The sequence below is a fragment of the Spirosoma koreense genome (assembly GCF_054777875.1).
Genome location: NZ_BAAHAC010000003.1, coordinates 163001 through 179403 on the forward strand (window position 1 = coordinate 163001; position 16403 = coordinate 179403).

The window sequence follows — 16403 nt, forward strand, 5'->3', positions numbered from 1 at the left end:
TTAAGTATGGAGAAACGGTCAGGCTACCAGCGGCTGATGACTGTTTTTAAGTTGACGGATGGTTTCCAGCGGATCGGTTGCGCCAAATACAGAACTGCCCGCGACCAGGATGTCGGCACCGGCCTCTACCAGCGCCGAGGCATTGTTGAGACCAATGCCCCCGTCTACTTCGATCAGCGCCGATGCGTGATTGGCAAGCAGCAACTGTTTGAGCCTGGCAATCTTCCGGAGGGTATGTGGAATAAACGACTGGCCACCAAAACCCGGATTGACCGACATGATCAGGATTACGTCGATCTGCTCCAGCACGTCGATCAACCCTTCGACGGGGGTATGGGGATTGAGAGCCACGCCCGCCCGACAGCCCAGTTCGCGGATGTGCGAGAGGGTACGGTGCAGGTGCGTACAGGCTTCGTAATGAACATGAATGACCGATGCGCCCCCTTCGGCAAAGGCGTCGAGGTAGCGCTCGGGCTGGGTGATCATCAGGTGAACATCCAGGGGCTTCCGGCAGTGCTTCCGAACCGCAGCGAGCAGCGGAAAGCCGAACGAAATGTTGGGAACGAACTCGCCATCCATCACATCGAAGTGCAGATAATCGGCCTCGCTTTGGTTGATCAACTCCAGATCGCGTTGAATATTGGCAAAATCGGCCGCGAGCAGGGAAGGAGCAATAAGAGGTCGGTTCATGGTTGACTGCTAAATGGTAATGGGTTAATTCGTTGGAAAAGAAATAGTTGTTGAGTAATAGAGGACCAACGCTGATTTTTTTATCCTGTAAAACTACTATTTTTTTTGCTTGAACGCGGAAACAACCCCAATATTACCTACCGATTAAATGATATCCGGTTCTGCGAAAGGACGCCCCTCTCATAAAAGCGTCTTTTTCTCAAAATCATGCTCATTCGAACACAGAACCGGGTCTTCTTCGGTTTAGTACTTGCCTGTTGAAACAAACACTATGATACCCCAGGAACGCATTGCCGAACTGACCGACCGCCTGAATTATTATAACCATCAATATTATCAGAACAGCGTTTCGGAAATTGATGATTTTACCTTCGATAAACTGCTTGCCGAACTGACTGAGCTGGAAAAACAGTATCCTGAATTCCGCCGGCCCGACTCGCCTACCGTTCGGGTGGGCGGTACGATCAGTAAAGAATTTGCGACCGTCTACCACCGCTTTCCAATGCTGTCGCTGGGCAATACCTACTCAGAAGAAGACCTCGTAGAGTTCGATAAACGTGTGCAGAAAGGGCTGAATGGACAAACGTACGAATACATCTGCGAGCTTAAATTCGATGGGGTAGCGCTGAGTATGACCTACGAAAATGGGATTTTAGTCCAGGGGGCTACCCGTGGAGACGGCGTCCGGGGCGACGATATCACGAACAACATCCGGACTATCCGCACGGTGCCGTTGCGTATTGAGGAGCGTCGAGCAGAGGGCCACGGGCAGCGGGAAAAAGAGAAGGGCCAGGTCGCTATCAACTTCGAAGAGAGTAACCCTCTGCCCTCTGCCCCGCTCCCCACCATCCCCGCCCTCTTCGAAGTACGGGGGGAAGGGTTTCTGCCGCTGGCTGAGTTCGAGCGCATCAACAAAGAGCGGGAAGATATCGGCGAACCGCTCCTGGCGAATCCGCGGAATGCGGCCTCAGGCACGTTTAAACAGCAAGATTCGTCGGCCGTTGCCAAGCGTCGGCTCGACTGTTATCTGTATTCATTTCTGTCTGAACCAGACGTGTTTCAGACCCACGAAGAAAGCCTGATCGCGATGAAACAGTGGGGCTTCAATGTGTCGCAGACCTGGCGGAAATGCGCGAATATCCGTGATGTAATGCTGTTCATCAACGAATGGGAAACCCGACGGTACGAATTGCCGCTGGCAACGGATGGAATTGTCATCAAAGTCAACCGGTACGACCAGCAACGCGAACTAGGCTACACCGCTAAAAGTCCGCGCTGGGCCATTGCGTTCAAATACAAAGCCCTGGCTGCCAGTACCGTATTGAACGATATCCGCTACCAGGTGGGCCGTACGGGGGCCGTTACGCCCGTTGCGCTACTGACGCCGGTATTGCTGGCCGGCACCATCGTCAAGCGTGCTTCGCTGCATAATGCCAACGAAATCGAGCGGCTGGGGGTGATGCTGCACGATACGGTTTTTGTCGAGAAAGGTGGCGAAATTATTCCGAAAATAACGGGCGTCGATCTGACTCGGCGGACAGACCAGAGCCAACCGATCGTTTATCCTACGACTTGCCCGGCCTGCGGAACTCCCCTTGTCCGGAAGGAAGGCGAAGCCCACTTTTATTGCCCCAACGAACGCGGGTGCCCACCGCAGCGCCAGGCCCGGTTCGAACATTTTATCCAGCGTCGGGCCATGAACATCGAGAGCCTGGGCGAAGGGAAAATTGAAATGCTGATCGATCAGGGGCTGGTACAAACGCCCGCTGATTTGTATGACTTAAAGCCTGAGCAATTGCTGGGTCTCGAAAAAGTATTTATGGACTATGGCGACGGGTCGGAAGAAACGAGCAAAAAACGCGTTGTCAGTTTCCGCCAGAAAACGGTCGATAACATCCTGACCGCCATCGAGCGTTCCAAAGCACAGCCCTTTGCCAATGTGTTGTTTGCGCTGGGTATTCGGTATGTGGGCGCCACAACCGCCGAGAAACTCGTCGACTATTTCGGGTCGATGGATGCCATCATGAACGCCAGCCAGGAAGCCTTGCTGGCCGTGCCTGATACAGGTCCACGCATTGCCGAAAGTGTAGTCGCCTGGTTTGCCGACCCTGATAACCGCGAGTTCGTTGAGCGCCTGCGGGCGGCCGGATTGCAGTTGGCGGGTGAGAAAAAGGTGATTGAACCAGAAGGAAATACGCTCGAAGGCAAGACATTTCTGTATACCGGTACATTTGCTAATTTCAGCCGCGAAGAGCTCGAAAATCGGATTGCGGCCAACGGCGGTAAGCTGCTGAGTGGTATTTCCAAGAAACTAAATTACCTGATTGTAGGCGAAAACGCCGGACCATCGAAAGTGGAAAAAGCGCAGAAGCTCAACGTACCCATGATTGGCGAAGATGAATTCCTGGCGATGCTGGAGGTATAAGGATAAGTAGCCTGAATTTACTACTTTTGTGTACTTACTACACCCATCGAACCATGGAAGAAAACATTAGCCTTGACGATATCCGAAAAATACTGGCACGTACGGCAGAAATCACCGAACGAAATGCAAAGCTGATTGGCGATTTAGGGAACAAATTTGGGAGCTTTACCGAAGGCATGGCGTTTCCGGCGATGGAGAAAGTGCTGCGCGATCGGTTCGGCATGACCACCGTAACCATCCGGTACAAAACCCGTCGGGGTGGCGAAACCATCGAGATCGACGTACTCGGTATTGCCAATGGGGCCATCAATACGGTGGTGGTCGTGGAAGTGAAAAGTCATTTGAAATCGAGGGATATCGATCAGATGCTGGCAATCCTGCGCCGGTTTACGGATTTCTTTCCGGAGCAGAGCGGGAAAAAACTATACGGCATTCTGGCCTTTGTCGATGCGTCGGAACAGGTCATTCAGGAAGCCGAAAAAGCGGGCTTGTACGTGGCTCGCATTCACGACGAACTGTTTGAAATTCTACCCCTGAACGGCGTTTTGCCAAAAGACTTTTCGCAAGTCGATACGAAACAATGACTCCTGCCCAATTTCCCGTAACTTTGCCTGAATACATTCCCGTTTCCACTAATGGACACTCGTAGCCAGTACGGCAAATTTCACGGTGTAGGCGTTGCTATCGTGACGCCCTTCAACGCCGACCAATCCATTGATTTCGACGGCTTTGGCCGTCTGATCCGGCATGTCTCCGAGGGGGGAGTGCGTTATTTCGTCCTACAGGGCACAACCGGCGAATCGCCAACGGTAACCAAGCAGGAAAAAGCTCAGTTGCTGCAGTACCTCAAGGAAAATAATCCGAAAAACCTGCCGATCGTATTTGGCGTGGGCGGTAACATTACGTCCGAGGTCGTGTCGGGGATGAAAAATATTGATTTCGACGGGGTCGACGCCATTCTGTCGGTTTGCCCGTATTACAATAAACCGGGAAAACGGGGCGTGATCGAACACTTTACCCGCATTGCCGATGCCAGCCCGGTGCCCGTAATTCTCTATAACATTCCGTTCCGGACCGGCATCAATATGACGGCCGAAACTACCTGCGAACTGGCACAACACCCGAACATCATTGGGGTGAAGGAAGCCTCATGCGTGATTGAGCAGTGCATGGAAATCGCCCGCGATAAACCCGACGACTTCCTGCTGATCTCCGGCGACGATGTGCAGGGCGTTCCAATCATTAGCATCGGTGGCGTAGGCGTAATGTCGGTGATTGCCAATGCTTTTCCAGTTAAATTTTCGGGCATGATCGAAGCCGCTTTGCAGGGTGATTTCGCTTTCGCGCAGAAAGAACTCGGGCATTTCCTCCGGATCGATCCGCTGCTGTACGAAGAAGGAAACCCGGTTGGCGTGAAGAATCTTCTGGAGATTCTGGGTCTGACGACGGCTGAGGTGCGGCTGCCGCTAATGAAAGCTTCCGACGATCTAAGCGAACGCCAGAAAGCCGTTCTGCAACGCGATGGTCTGCTGGAGTTAGTCGCTCAGTAGAGCCGATAAAGATTCAATAAAAATGGCTCAACGCAACGGATGTGTTGAGCCATTTTTGTTTTTCTATAACTCTACCGCCAAGCCTGAATTATAGCTTGTAGAATCTGCATCAACGATTCCGTTTAGCCGGAAACGGTGCGTTTTTGTCATTCCGACGAAGGAGGAATATTAAAGGTTCCTGACTCTTGGCGAGGACACTCGTAAGATTCCTCCTGCCGCACCGGCGGACCGGTCGGAATGAACTGTGTCAAGAAACAAGAGCAAAGGCCGCTTTTTCATTGAATTTTACCCCTTGACTGGCCACGGCAAAACATTGACGAACTAATTTATGAGCCACCGCTATCAAGGCCACCAGCTTGGGCTTGCCCCCACTCACCAACCGATCATACAACGCTTGACAAGCTGGGTTAGCCTTCTTGGCCTGCATACTGGCCATGTACAACAGCTGACGAATCCGACTATTACCCAACTTACAAATGTGGGCTTTCCCTTTCACCGAGCTGCCCGACTCAAACACCCGGGGGGCTAAGCCCACAAAACTCACCAGTTGTTTGGCCGACTCAAAGCGGGAAAAGCCCTGACTGAGCACCAATAAACTCAGAGCCGTCTTGCGACCAATACCGGGAATGCTGCGCAGATTGGCATACAAACTGGCATAGTGGGTGGTAGCCAGTTGGTCGAGTTGCTTCTCCAGGGTTTGAATCTGCTCCTCCAGGTGATCCAGACTCTTTTGTAGGGATTGCTCCAGGATGGGATTGGGTACACCCGAGTGGGTAAAGGCCTCCTGCTGGTTACGCAGGGCGGTACGTTGCTTGATGTATTGCTCGAGTAAGGTCTGTAACTGAGCCAATTGGCTCATCAATAGACTGGGCGGCTGCCAAAGGGCAGGCCGTTGATTAGCCCCAAATTCGCTCAACAGTCGGGCATCGGCTTTATCGGTTTTGGTACGGCGGAGCCGCATTTGACTGAAGCGACGGATGATCAATGGATTGACCACACTGAGTAGCTGCTGGTGGTGGTGGAGATAGACGGCCAGGGGCAGGTAGTAGGGTCCTGATGCCTCCATGACCAGTTGGCAATTGGGGGGTAAGAGTGTTGTTAACTGCTCAAATCCGGCTGGTTGATTGGGCAGTAGATAGTCTAGGAAACCGCCCTGCGGCTGGGGGATGGCCAGTGTGAAACTGGCTTTGGCGATGTCAATACCTACATAGATGGTGTTCATAGGCGTAGTTAATTAGGAACGTTGGCCGCTGGTGCTTATCGATTCTTTATTCGGGCTGAAGGCCCCACGAACTGTTCAAGCTGGCGGTTACACGAACTCCGTCGGCGACTCGCATTCCGAGCGGTCTTGGAGACCCTTGACAAAAGATAGTCTACCGACGGAGGCACTCTAAAGAACGCATGCAAACATAGAATGACAAAAAACGATTCTGATAGCAAGGTTTGGTAAAAGGATAAGCAGGTTCATTCTAACAGAACTGCATTCAGATTAAAAGCCTATTAAATCTATAGTATGCATAAAAAAGCCGGGTTCTGACAGAACTCGGCTTGCTGGGTCAACGTGATTTTACCGTTATGGATTACTGCGGCCTCCGCCAAATAATTTGGAGATGAGCCAGATAACAATACCGATACCGGCAATAACCAGGATAGCGCCGGTCCAGGCACCCGCTTTGAAAATATCGCCAATGGCAGCGCAACTGGTTAGAAACAGGGTCATGAACATCGCCACGAAGGCTATAGGGAAATAACGCAACAGGGTTTTCATAAACGTTAACTGGTTTGAGTGTAGTACAAAACCCACGCGTCCTTCGGCGGATTTTCAAGTTTAACCGCCACCAACACAGTTTGTTTTCTGACCGGCCGTTAGATATTCCACCAGTAAGTCCACTTCAGGACCAGGGCCCGGTTTTTAACCGAAAAGAAGCCCGGCACATCCTGACCAATCTGGGCTGAATTGGGCAAATAATTGTCGGTATAAACCAGGAAAAAGTCGGATGCGGGTTTGTAGCGCCACTGAATCCGGGCGTTCAGGTTCATGTTCTTCTGCTGTTCGTTATACTGCAAAAAGGTGGTCAGATACAGTGTGTTCGTCACCGTAAAGTCGAAACGGGGGCTAATAAGCCAGAACGTCGTCTGGCCCCAGGGTTGCGGCAGGCGGATGTCGTTGTAGTTGATGTTGGCCGCCAGACTCACGTAGGGCTGGAACCGATAGCCGACATCGGCTATCAGGTTCAGCCGGGTGCCTTTGTCGTAATACCCACCGTAGCGCGTCGAAAATCCGTAGGTGAATACGCTCTGGGGCTTCGACACAAACTGGGTTCCCCAGGCGGTCCAGTAATGTTCGGTTCCGGTCGCCAGGGTTTCGCGGCCCGTATTGGTCGGGTCGAACGGCTGGAGGAGCCGGACGTAATCCGTGGCGGCCCAGGCACTCAGAACACTTCGGCTCCGAAACGTAATGGCGTAGCTGAGCATGCTTTCGTTGTCGCTCTGCCGCCAGGCCGGATCAAAAAAGTACGTAGACGTCAGTGTTGGGCCGTGGTTCAGCACGCTGCCCGCCGGTGGAAGAAACGTGTAGGCCAGCGTACCCATGCCCCGTTCGTAGCCCCGGCGCGGTACGTAACCCGCTTCGGCGGTGTAGTTCTTCCCGACCGATTCGACCTGCCCGCCAATGAGCCATTTGCGGCTGAAATACTGCAGGTTGCCGGCATAAACGGCGTCGGCTCCCGGCTGTTCGGGGCTGAACGACTTCACGTACAGCGCCTTTCCTGTCCATAAGTTGTTGGCCGAAGCCAGGTTGTATTCGAGCCCCAGGTTGCGGTTGAAGCGCGAATACAGGGTTTTGTCGGCCACATCCGCGTATGAAAGCGATTCTTTATTGACGAACATAAACCCGATGTTGGAGCGGGCCGATACCCGTCGCTGCAGGGCCACCACGGCGAAATTTTGCGCCGGAAGCCCGGTGGCCTCAACGCGCCCGGTCTCCATATCCATAATCCCGACCCGCCAGTCTTTGTTGAGTTTCCCGCTTAGCCGTGCCCCAAACCGAATTGGAACCCCCCCGAGCCCAATCCGGCGACTGAAAAATGGGCGGATCGTGGAATAGCCGAAGTTGGTAATCTGATCGCCATTTTCCAGGAAGAACTGCCGCTTTTCGGGAAAGAACAGCTCGTAGCGGTCCAGGTTCGTCACCTGCTGATCCACATCGACCTGCGAGAAATCCGGGTTGACAGTGAGGTCCAGGTTGAGCGACGACGTTACGGCCACTTTGGCGTCGAGGCCCGCATCGAAGCGACTCTGAGTCGGCACGCCATTCTGGTAATCCCGGTTCAGCCCGGTCAGCGCATACGGAATCAGCGAAATATTCGGACCGGGTTGTGGCGGGGGCTGATCCCAGATCAGCACACCCGTCAGCGCCAGCGAAGCCGTCGGAAACTGCCGCTGGATGGGTGTCCAGGACGATTTTTCGGTGGTCTTCAGGTCCTGACGTCCGAAATTGATGCCCCAACGGGTAATGCCTTTTTTGTAGCGGATGGTTTTAAACGGAATAGCCAGTTCGAGTACGTAACGGTCGGCGTAGTTTTGCACGACTGATTTCCATTTATTATCCCAACTCAGGTTGGCTTTACCGCCTTCGTAGAGCAACCCGTCCCACTGTGCACCCGCGGCATTCGTGCCGAAGGTGAATCCATTGGTCTGATCGTCGAAGGTGTCCATGAAAAAAATGAAGTTATCATTTTTCACGAAGGCCCAGTCTCGCCGGAGCGATTCGACCATGTAGGGGCCGGGTACGTAGCCGTGGAAACAAACTGCACTCAGGTAGATATTGTGATCGTCGTAGGCCATCCGCACGTCGGTACGAACACGGGCGCGGCTGGTATCCATCGGCAATACCATCCAGAAATCCGTCGCTACTTCGGCCGCCTGCCAGGCCGGTTCGTCTACCACACCATCGAGCACGATCGGCGACGTTGCGCGGCTAATGTGCAACTGGTAGCTCTCGTTTTTCTTTTGCGCCAGCAGCGACGAACGATCCAGCAAGAGAACAGCAATCGAAAAAATCAGGATAAACCTCACCAAATCAATAGGTTTAGAAAACTAGTCAATAAAGAACTTCAGGCGTCTTTTTTACCGCATCGGTGCATAAAACAAGGGAGGAATTTCAGGCCTATTTCGTCCGAAATTCCTCCCTGACTAATCTGGGGAAAACTAATTCCCAACCATGAATACCGCGTTGCCGAACAGGAGCTTGCCGTTGTACCAGAAACCCCGGAACAGCGGATCGTCGGCCAGGTAAACGATGCTGCCGCGCCCCGCGCTCTGAACCCCCATCAGCAGGGTATTTTTGAGTTTCTCTTTGGCGTTGCGTCCCGAAAACCCAGCGACGTAATTGTCTGCTTTCAGGTAACCGACGTTCCAGCCCGTTTTCAGGAAATCGAAGTTGTAAGCGTTCTGCACCAGGGTATAATACCCGCCCGACAGCCCAAAGCCAAGCGGATGGGTCGTGTCGATATTCACGCGGTAAATACTCCCCGGAATGTCGTCCGAAATGGCCGTTCGTTCGCGGTCACCGTAGATTTTGAGTGAATCGGTTGGGCTTTTCCGGCCCTTGCTGCCCGATTTGTCGGCATCGGCAGAACGCTCCTTTTCCTTGAGGTCAAACCCGTCCTTGTCGGCCAGGAACGAGGCTGCCCGTTCCATCGCAATCAGCTTGCCGCCCGACCGAACCCACTCTTTAATGGTCGACAAAACTTTATCGGTCAGAAACTTGCCGTAATTGTAGTTGGTCGGCAGGATCAGGACATCCAGTTTGTTCCAGTTGACATTCGCCAGTGTGTTGATGTCGAGCAGTGTAATCGGGTAATTGAGTTCCTGATCGAAAAAATGCCAGACTTCACCTGCCGAAGGCGGGGGCGTTCCGTCACCAATGACCAGGCCAACGCGGGGCGCTTTCAAACCCGTCACAAAGTCCGACCCAAAGTCGGAGCCGGTCGTCACGAAGCCCGTCTGAACCGGGGTCAGATCGGCACCGGTTTTTGCGGCTTCGGCCCGAACGACGGCGTCGAAGCGATCGCCCAGCCGCTCGTTGCCCGCCCGCGCTACAATGAGCGTACCCGAAGGGTACGTTTTGTTGTCCAGCTCGAAGGCTTTCTCAGCCGCCCGAACCCGTACTTTCTGCTTCAGCAGCCCCGCCAGCATCTGCACGGCCGGCAGCGACTGCCACCGCACCACATACGCATACGGGCGCTGGGCAGCCGACGACGAAGCCGACTGCGTAGCAGAAGCGCTTTGCGCGCCCGAACCCACAGCCGCGGGCCCCTTGCCCCCGGCTTCGATGCGCGTAGTCAGGCCGTAGGTTTGCAGTCCGAAGGCGTAGGGCAGCGACCAGGCCGTTATGTCGTAGGTCGCCGAATCTTCAAGCGCCGAATTTTGCTCGAACAGAATTTTAAGCAAGGTCGATTTGGGCTGATAAGCGCTAATGACCAGGTCTTCGGTGCCGACCGATACGCTTTTGTCGGTCTTCTGGGTCGTGTAATTATACCCCGATACGGTTTGCGTTTTGCCGACGAAGCCGTAGCTGATCCGGTTTCGGTCGAGCAATTGCTCCAGCGCTTTCAGCCGCCCGGCGTCGCCGTTGGATTTGACGACATAGCTTTTGTAAATGCCGATGGGCGAATTTCGGGACTTGTCGAAAAACTGCCCGAACTCCTTTACCAGATCCTGCGGCCGGTCGGCAACCGACTCGAGCGTGGCAATGCTGGCCGTAACGTGGTGGTCGATTCGCTGGCGGAGCGTCAGCGTGTCGCCGTCGGCTTTTTCGATGGCCAGCCCGGCCCGGCCGCTGCCGCCCTGTTCATAGGTCATGCCGATGGCACCGTTGTAGGTCGGATAGGTGTCGCCGTAGCTGGGGTAGAACAGGTCAAAGCGTTCGCGGGTGTAGTAGAGCCAGCCGTTCCGGTCGAAATAGCGGCTGCAGTACTGGCCGATAATTTGTTGAAACTTGCGCTGAAATGCAGTAATGTCTTCGTGGTACGGTTTGGCCGACGGTGCAAAATAGTACGGGCTTTCAACGCTCATCTCGTGGAAATCGCCGTGAAGCTGCGGCATCCACTGCTGATAAAGCGCCATCCGCTGCTGGGTAACTTCCTGTGTTTGCCAGGCCCAGTCGCGGTTTGGGTCGAACAGGTAGTGGGTATAGCGACCTCCGGGCCAGGGCTCCTGGTGTTCACGGGCTGAGGGTGTCGGGTCGGCGTTGCGGCCGAGCATCTGGTTGTACCAGTTGACGTACCGATCGTGACCGTCGGGGTTGAGGCCGGGGTCCAGAATAACCACAGTCGTATTCATAACCTTCTGCGAGACTGCATCCGACGGGTCCAGCAGCCGGTACAGTACTTCCATGAACGCTTCGGAACTGACCGCTTCATTGCCATGCACGTTGTAGCTGAGCCAGGCAATGGGTGGCTGCGCAGCCGTGGTGGGCGCACCGTCCATCAGGCCGATTCGCTTCAGGTTGTTGGTCCGGATTTCTTCCAGGCGGGCCATGTTGGCCTCCGACCCAACGGCAACGACCATCAACTGGCGACCTTCGTGGGTGGTACCGTAGGGGAGGAGTTTGAGCCGGTTTGGAACCTGCCGGGCCAGTTGCTCGGCGTAGGCCAGTACGCGGTGATGGGGAGTAAACCGTTCCCCGATTTTATAACCGAGAAACTGAGGGGGAGAATCGGGAGTCGATGAAGAACGGGTTGTCTGCGCATGGGCGCACAGCGACGCAATGGACAGACCCACCAGCAATAAACGATGTTTCATGAATGTGAAAAAAAGAGACGAGCTAACCTCCTCAAAAATAGCAGTAAAACGATCAGGAAGCCTTTTTTTTGAAAAATTTTGGTGGGTAGTATTGCATTATAAAAACATCCCCTTACCTTTGCACCACGTTTCGCCAACGGGGCAGCTAATCAGCAAAACCGTTGGGTCTTGTACTCAAGACGGCCGATTCGTCTAGCGGTTAGGACATCGCCCTTTCACGGCGGTAACACGGGTTCGATTCCCGTATCGGTCACTAACATTGCAACGGTTGTTGTGCAAAAATCCTGACTAGCATGCTAGTCAGGATTTTTTGTTTTTTGCGGTTTCGATACGCCCAAAAGTATAGGAGGCTGTTTAGGTTTTTAAATTTGATACGTACTCAATTATTGGTGGGAGTCTGAGTTTGTCATTCCGACACAGGAGGAATCTTGAAGCAGATCAATCCTCAAGATTCCTCCTGCGTCGGAATGACAAACTCATTTTACAAAATACTGAACAGTTTCAATACGTACATACTGCCAATCTTTCCTGAACAGATCCTCGGCCACCACGGTGACGACTCAGGCTACTGATCTACGAAGTTTTTCTCCATAAACGTCGACAGCGCTTTTTACCATTTGGTAAACGCCCTGTCGATGGTGGGCCGGAATTTTGTGTTCAAAAACAACCGGTTTTATGGAAACATCTCGTAGGGAAAACACACTGAAAGGTAAACGGGTCATTGTTCTGGGCGGAAGCTCCGGCATTGGCTTTGCCACCGCAAAAGCAGCTGTTGGGGAGGGCGCTACCGTAGTGATCGTGTCAGGCAATCAACAACGAATTGATGAAGCCCTGAAGGAACTACCGGCAGAAAGCAGCGGCTATGCGGTCGATTTGAGCCGCGAGGAAAATATCCAGGCCTTCTTCGCTGGAGTCGGTCGCTTCGACCATCTGGTGTATACCGCAGCAGAAAACATCAATCTGACCACAATTGAGAATACCGATCTGTCGAAAGCCAGCGATTTCTTTATCCTTCGGTATTGGGGGGCTGTGGCCGCAGTGAAATATGGCGCACCGCTGATTAACGAGGGTGGATCAATTGGGCTGATGAGTGGCATTGCCAGTCAGCGGCCGGGTGCGGGCTGGGCGCTGGGTGCCAGCATTTGTGGGGCTATGGAGGGCTTTTGCCGCGCCATGGCGGTCGAGCTGGCTCCTGTTCGGGTCAATGTGGTCATGCCCGGAGTGATCCAGACGAATTTATGGAATAGCATGGAGCCTCAGCAGCGGGAGAATTTCTATAAGTCGATCGGCGATTCGCTGTTGGTGAAGCGTGTGGGGCAAGCCGAAGATATTGCCCAGACGTACGTTTTCCTGATGAAGCAATCGTTTGCAACCGGGCAAACGTTTATCATCGACGGCGGGACTGTATTGGTGTAATGCTTCGTTGGGGCAGACAGACCGTAGGAGGCCGACGGCTTGCGGAATAAGCGGACATTTGTCGAACAAAAAAGATCAGATCATGGCACGAGTTTTTATTACCGGTTCATCGGATGGCCTGGGCCAGATGGCCGCCCGGCTGTTGCTGGAAAAAGGTAACCACGTTGTTCTACACGCCAGAAACGAGCAGCGCGCAGAGGTGGCCCTGAAAGCTAACCCGTCAGCGGAGACCGCGCTTGTGGCCGACCTGGTCAGTATTGCACAAACAAAAGAGTTGGCCCGGCAGGTCAATCAGCTCGGTAATTTTGATGCGGTCATCCATAATGCAGCCGTCGGGTACCGGGAACCCAGGAAAATAAACACACCGGATGGCCTGCCGCATGTATTTGCGATCAATAGCCTTGCGCCCTATTTGCTGACGTCGCTCATCGAAAAGCCGAAACGACTGATTTACCTAAGTTCCGGACTTCATCTTGACGCTGACAGCAGTTTGCGCGACCTGACCTGGTCGCAAAGACCCTGGAATGGCTTCCAGGCGTATGCTGACTCTAAACTGCATGATGTGCTGCTCGCTTTTGCCGTAGCCAGACAATGGAAGAATGTGTGGAGCAATGCCTTAGAACCGGGCTGGGTAGCCACCAAGATGGGGGGAGCCGGTGCGCCGGATAGCCTTCAACAGGCTCCGCTGACCCAGGTGTGGCTGGCATCTAGTCAGGATCCCGGAGCGCAGACCTCAAGCGGTTATTTCTATCATATGAAACCTCAGGCGGTTCACCCAGATGCCCGTCGCGACGATGTGCAGCAACGGTTTCTCGAAAAATGCTATAGCTTATCGGGTGTAAAGTTTCCTGAATAAAAGAGCCTGAAAGGCTAAAAATAATATAGGAATACTTACTACTACAGCGTAGGCCGAACGTATCGGCAACGCGAGCGTTGCCGCCTTTCAATAAATGCTCTGCGGTTCAGGCAAGCTTAGCGGTAGAAATATTCTTCCTGATCCGGCTAAGCGATTGTTGAGTAATACCCAGATACGAGGCTACGTCACTGAGCGGAACCCGCTGGATGATGTCGGGTTGCTGGGCAATGAATTTAAGGTATCGGGTAGTGGCTTCTTCGCCCATCAGGCTATTGCGGATGTGAATCTTATCCAGCAGGGCCTGTTGGGTGATGCCATTCACCAGCTCGCTGAAATAGGGCAGTTTTTCGAACAGATTGTTCAGGCGTTGTTTCGAAAAGGCAAAGACTTCGGCATCAGTGGCGGCAACAATACCTTCTTCCGAAACGACCTCATTCGTAAAGCTATACAGGATGGTACAGAATCGATTCTCTTTCACAAAGAACTGAATCACTTCATTGCCTTTCTCGCTCGTGGAAACAATTTTCAGAATGCCGCTGGCGACAAAAAACAACTCCTTCGCGGTTCGGCCCTGCTCCAGTAAAATCTCTCCCGGTTTAATCTCCCGAACCTGCATGTGCTGACAGATGAGGTCAAAATCGCCAGTTGGAATTTCTTTGAATCGGTTCAGGAACGAATGGAATAAAGAGGGGTCGGCGTTCATGGATGCGGTTTCGGATAGAGTGCGTTTGCTTTCGTTCATAAAATACTTATTGTGTTACGGCATAAACGTCGACGATTTTGTCTGTGTATGCAGGGAGCTAGTAAACAGACATAACAGACCAGTTTAATGTTTCAATGGCCTACCTGGCAAAAGTATAAATACCGTCCTGCTTACTTCAGGCTTGTAATTACATCTATGCCCATCTTGTTTTCCGACAGGATTCACAGGATGAACAAGATATTTTTAGCAAGACAATCCTGTCCATCCTGTGAATCCTGTCGGAAAACATATCCAGTCCGATGAAATCAATTCCAGTGCTTCTAACCCTGACGGCGTTGATGATTGGCAGCAGTCGTTCGCTTCCGGCGCAGAACCGTTCGCTGACGATCACCAAACGCTACCTGAATCTGCCGGTGTCGCAGTCGCAGAGTCGCGGAACCATGCAGTTTCAAATTCAGGGTAAGCCCGAACGCTCGTTCAAAATTCGGCTGGCGGCCGATAAGCCCGACTACTGGGTGTTCTGTGACATGACGGCTTTGCAGGGAAAAACCATTGACATCAGCTACGACGGAAAGCCCGACGGACTGAGCAAGATCTACCAGGACGACCGGTTTGCCGGACAGGATTCGCTCTACAGTGAGAAGAATCGCCCTCAATATCATTTTTCGACCCGCCGGGGCTGGATCAACGACCCGAACGGGATGATCTTCTACGAGGGCGAATACCATCTTTTTTATCAGCACAATCCTTATGAACGCGACTGGGAAAACATGTCGTGGGGGCATGCGGTGAGCAAAGACATGCTCCACTGGCAGGAATTGCCCACGGCCTTGTCGCCCGATAGTATGGGAACGATGTTTTCCGGGTCTACCGTGATCGACTACGCTAACACTGCCGGCTTCAATCGGGGCAACGTGCCCGCTATGGTTGCTTTTTTTACCGTCGATAGTCCGGAAAAACAGGTGCAGTGCATGGCCTACAGTCTGGATAAAGGCCGCACCTGGACAAAATACAGCCGTAACCCGCTGATCGATTCGAAAGCAAAATGGAACAGCAAGGACACCCGTGACCCGCGCGTGTTCTGGTACAAACCCGGCAAGCACTGGGTGTTGGTCCTCAACGAACGGGACGGCCATTCGATCTATACCTCAAAAAACATGAAGGAATGGCATTACGAGAGCCATGTGACGGGGTTCTGGGAATGCCCCGACTTGTTCGAACTACCCATCGACGGCGATAAAAGCCGGACGAAATGGGTCATGTATGGAGCTTCTGCATCGTATATGATCGGCTCTTTCGACGGCAAAACCTTTACGCCCGAGTCAGGCAAGCACTACTACACGACCGGGAGCATCTACGCGGCCCAGACTTTTGCCAACATGCCCGAAAACGATTCCCGCCGGATTCAGATGGGCTGGGGCCGGATTCCGCAACCGGGCATGCCCTTCAACAACATGATGCTGCTACCCACCGAACTGCAACTGCGGACGACAAAAAACGAGCTGCGGCTGCGCAGTGTGCCGGTAAAGGAAACGGAGCAACTGTTCGATCGGACTGGGCAATGGACCGCGCTGAGTGCCACCGATGCGAATGAAACGCTAAAATCCCTGCAATCGCTCGACCGGTTTCGGATCAGAACCACGCTTAAACTGTCGCATGCTACTAGCGCGGGGCTTTCGCTGTTCGGTCAGCGGATTCTGGATTATGACCTTAATTCTAATCTGGTCAATGGGGTCTTTTATTCACCGGAAGACATGACCAGCCTGGAAATTTCCGCCGACATCTACGTCGATCGCACTTCCGTCGAAGTGTTTATCGACGGCGGTGCCTACTCCTATTCGCTGGAGCGGAAGCCGGTTGCGACGGCCAAAGAAGCTCTTCAATTCTGGGGCAACCGAATCGAGGTGAAAAACCTGGAACTGTATACCGCCGAATCGATCTGGAAATAAAAGCCCG

General features: G+C 53.2%; 12 protein-coding genes and 1 tRNA gene. 7 read left to right on the forward strand and 6 right to left on the reverse strand.

The features are described 5' to 3' along the window. Positions 1-18: 18 nt before the first annotated feature. On the reverse strand, positions 19-690 hold the full coding sequence (gene rpe, locus ACYVC2_RS04130) for a ribulose-phosphate 3-epimerase (RefSeq protein WP_461101029.1): 672 nt from the start codon (positions 688-690) through the stop codon (positions 19-21). A gap of 271 nt (positions 691-961) precedes the next feature. Between rpe and ligA the strand changes: the two genes are divergently transcribed. Genes ligA through dapA form a run of 3 tightly spaced genes read left to right on the forward strand, consistent with a single transcriptional unit; the run spans position 962 to position 4665 of the window. Continuing rightward, complete coding sequence (ligA, locus tag ACYVC2_RS04135; protein ID WP_461101030.1) at positions 962-3115, forward strand: NAD-dependent DNA ligase LigA; 2154 nt, start codon at positions 962-964, stop codon at positions 3113-3115. A gap of 53 nt (positions 3116-3168) precedes the next feature. After that, positions 3169-3699 carry a hypothetical protein gene (locus ACYVC2_RS04140; protein ID WP_461101031.1) on the forward strand — a complete coding sequence of 177 codons (531 nt, stop codon included), beginning with the start codon at positions 3169-3171 and terminating at the stop codon, positions 3697-3699. Between the two features lie 51 nt (positions 3700-3750). Next, positions 3751-4665 (forward strand): 4-hydroxy-tetrahydrodipicolinate synthase, encoded by a 915-nt coding sequence (gene dapA, locus ACYVC2_RS04145; protein WP_461101032.1) that lies wholly within the window; start codon positions 3751-3753, stop codon positions 4663-4665. 247 nt (positions 4666-4912) lie between these two features. On the opposite strand, the gene ACYVC2_RS04150 is transcribed toward dapA, so the two are convergent. From ACYVC2_RS04150 to ACYVC2_RS04165, 4 genes are all read right to left on the reverse strand, one after another. After that, positions 4913-5887, reverse strand: coding sequence for an IS110 family RNA-guided transposase (locus ACYVC2_RS04150; protein ID WP_461101033.1), 975 nt, complete (start codon positions 5885-5887; stop codon positions 4913-4915). Positions 5888-6238: 351 nt separating this feature from the next. After that, entirely contained in the window at positions 6239-6433 is a 195-nt protein-coding gene (locus ACYVC2_RS04155; protein ID WP_461101034.1) for a hypothetical protein, read from the reverse strand. A gap of 98 nt (positions 6434-6531) precedes the next feature. Beyond that, positions 6532-8742 carry a carbohydrate binding family 9 domain-containing protein gene (locus ACYVC2_RS04160; protein ID WP_461101035.1) on the reverse strand — a complete coding sequence of 737 codons (2211 nt, stop codon included), beginning with the start codon at positions 8740-8742 and terminating at the stop codon, positions 6532-6534. A gap of 132 nt (positions 8743-8874) precedes the next feature. Next, positions 8875-11472, reverse strand: coding sequence for a M14 family metallopeptidase (locus ACYVC2_RS04165; protein ID WP_461101036.1), 2598 nt, complete (start codon positions 11470-11472; stop codon positions 8875-8877). Positions 11473-11653: 181 nt separating this feature from the next. On the opposite strand from ACYVC2_RS04165, the gene ACYVC2_RS04170 reads away from it, so the two are divergent. From ACYVC2_RS04170 to ACYVC2_RS04180, 3 genes are all read left to right on the forward strand, one after another. Next, positions 11654-11725: transfer RNA gene (locus tag ACYVC2_RS04170), tRNA-Glu, on the forward strand. 422 nt (positions 11726-12147) lie between these two features. Then, complete coding sequence (locus ACYVC2_RS04175; protein WP_461101037.1) at positions 12148-12888, forward strand: SDR family oxidoreductase; 741 nt, start codon at positions 12148-12150, stop codon at positions 12886-12888. 82 nt (positions 12889-12970) lie between these two features. Then, a complete protein-coding gene (locus ACYVC2_RS04180; RefSeq protein ID WP_461101038.1) occupies positions 12971-13744 on the forward strand; it encodes an SDR family NAD(P)-dependent oxidoreductase in 774 nt (257 codons plus the stop codon). A gap of 106 nt (positions 13745-13850) precedes the next feature. On the opposite strand, the gene ACYVC2_RS04185 is transcribed toward ACYVC2_RS04180, so the two are convergent. Further along, complete coding sequence (locus ACYVC2_RS04185) at positions 13851-14486, reverse strand: Crp/Fnr family transcriptional regulator (RefSeq protein ID WP_461101039.1); 636 nt, start codon at positions 14484-14486, stop codon at positions 13851-13853. 260 nt (positions 14487-14746) lie between these two features. Here ACYVC2_RS04185 and ACYVC2_RS04190 point away from each other — a divergent pair, with 260 nt between their 5' ends. Beyond that, entirely contained in the window at positions 14747-16396 is a 1650-nt protein-coding gene (locus ACYVC2_RS04190) for a 2,6-beta-D-fructofuranosidase (RefSeq protein WP_461101040.1), read from the forward strand. The last annotated feature ends 7 nt before the right edge of the window (positions 16397-16403 follow it).

What these genes read in the sequence shown, in the direction of transcription:
- rpe (WP_461101029.1), bottom strand. Translation starts at nt 690, where the DNA reads ATGAACCGACCTCTTATTGCTCCTTCCCTGCTCGCGGCCGATTTTGCC.
- ligA (WP_461101030.1), top strand. Translation starts at nt 962, where the DNA reads ATGATACCCCAGGAACGCATTGCCGAACTGACCGACCGCCTGAATTAT.
- ACYVC2_RS04140 (WP_461101031.1), top strand. Translation starts at nt 3,169, where the DNA reads ATGGAAGAAAACATTAGCCTTGACGATATCCGAAAAATACTGGCACGT.
- dapA (WP_461101032.1), top strand. Translation starts at nt 3,751, where the DNA reads ATGGACACTCGTAGCCAGTACGGCAAATTTCACGGTGTAGGCGTTGCT.
- ACYVC2_RS04150 (WP_461101033.1), bottom strand. Translation starts at nt 5,887, where the DNA reads ATGAACACCATCTATGTAGGTATTGACATCGCCAAAGCCAGTTTCACA.
- ACYVC2_RS04155 (WP_461101034.1), bottom strand. Translation starts at nt 6,433, where the DNA reads ATGAAAACCCTGTTGCGTTATTTCCCTATAGCCTTCGTGGCGATGTTC.
- ACYVC2_RS04165 (WP_461101036.1), bottom strand. Translation starts at nt 11,472, where the DNA reads ATGAAACATCGTTTATTGCTGGTGGGTCTGTCCATTGCGTCGCTGTGC.
- ACYVC2_RS04175 (WP_461101037.1), top strand. Translation starts at nt 12,148, where the DNA reads ATGGAAACATCTCGTAGGGAAAACACACTGAAAGGTAAACGGGTCATT.
- ACYVC2_RS04180 (WP_461101038.1), top strand. Translation starts at nt 12,971, where the DNA reads ATGGCACGAGTTTTTATTACCGGTTCATCGGATGGCCTGGGCCAGATG.
- ACYVC2_RS04185 (WP_461101039.1), bottom strand. Translation starts at nt 14,486, where the DNA reads ATGAACGAAAGCAAACGCACTCTATCCGAAACCGCATCCATGAACGCC.
- ACYVC2_RS04190 (WP_461101040.1), top strand. Translation starts at nt 14,747, where the DNA reads ATGAAATCAATTCCAGTGCTTCTAACCCTGACGGCGTTGATGATTGGC.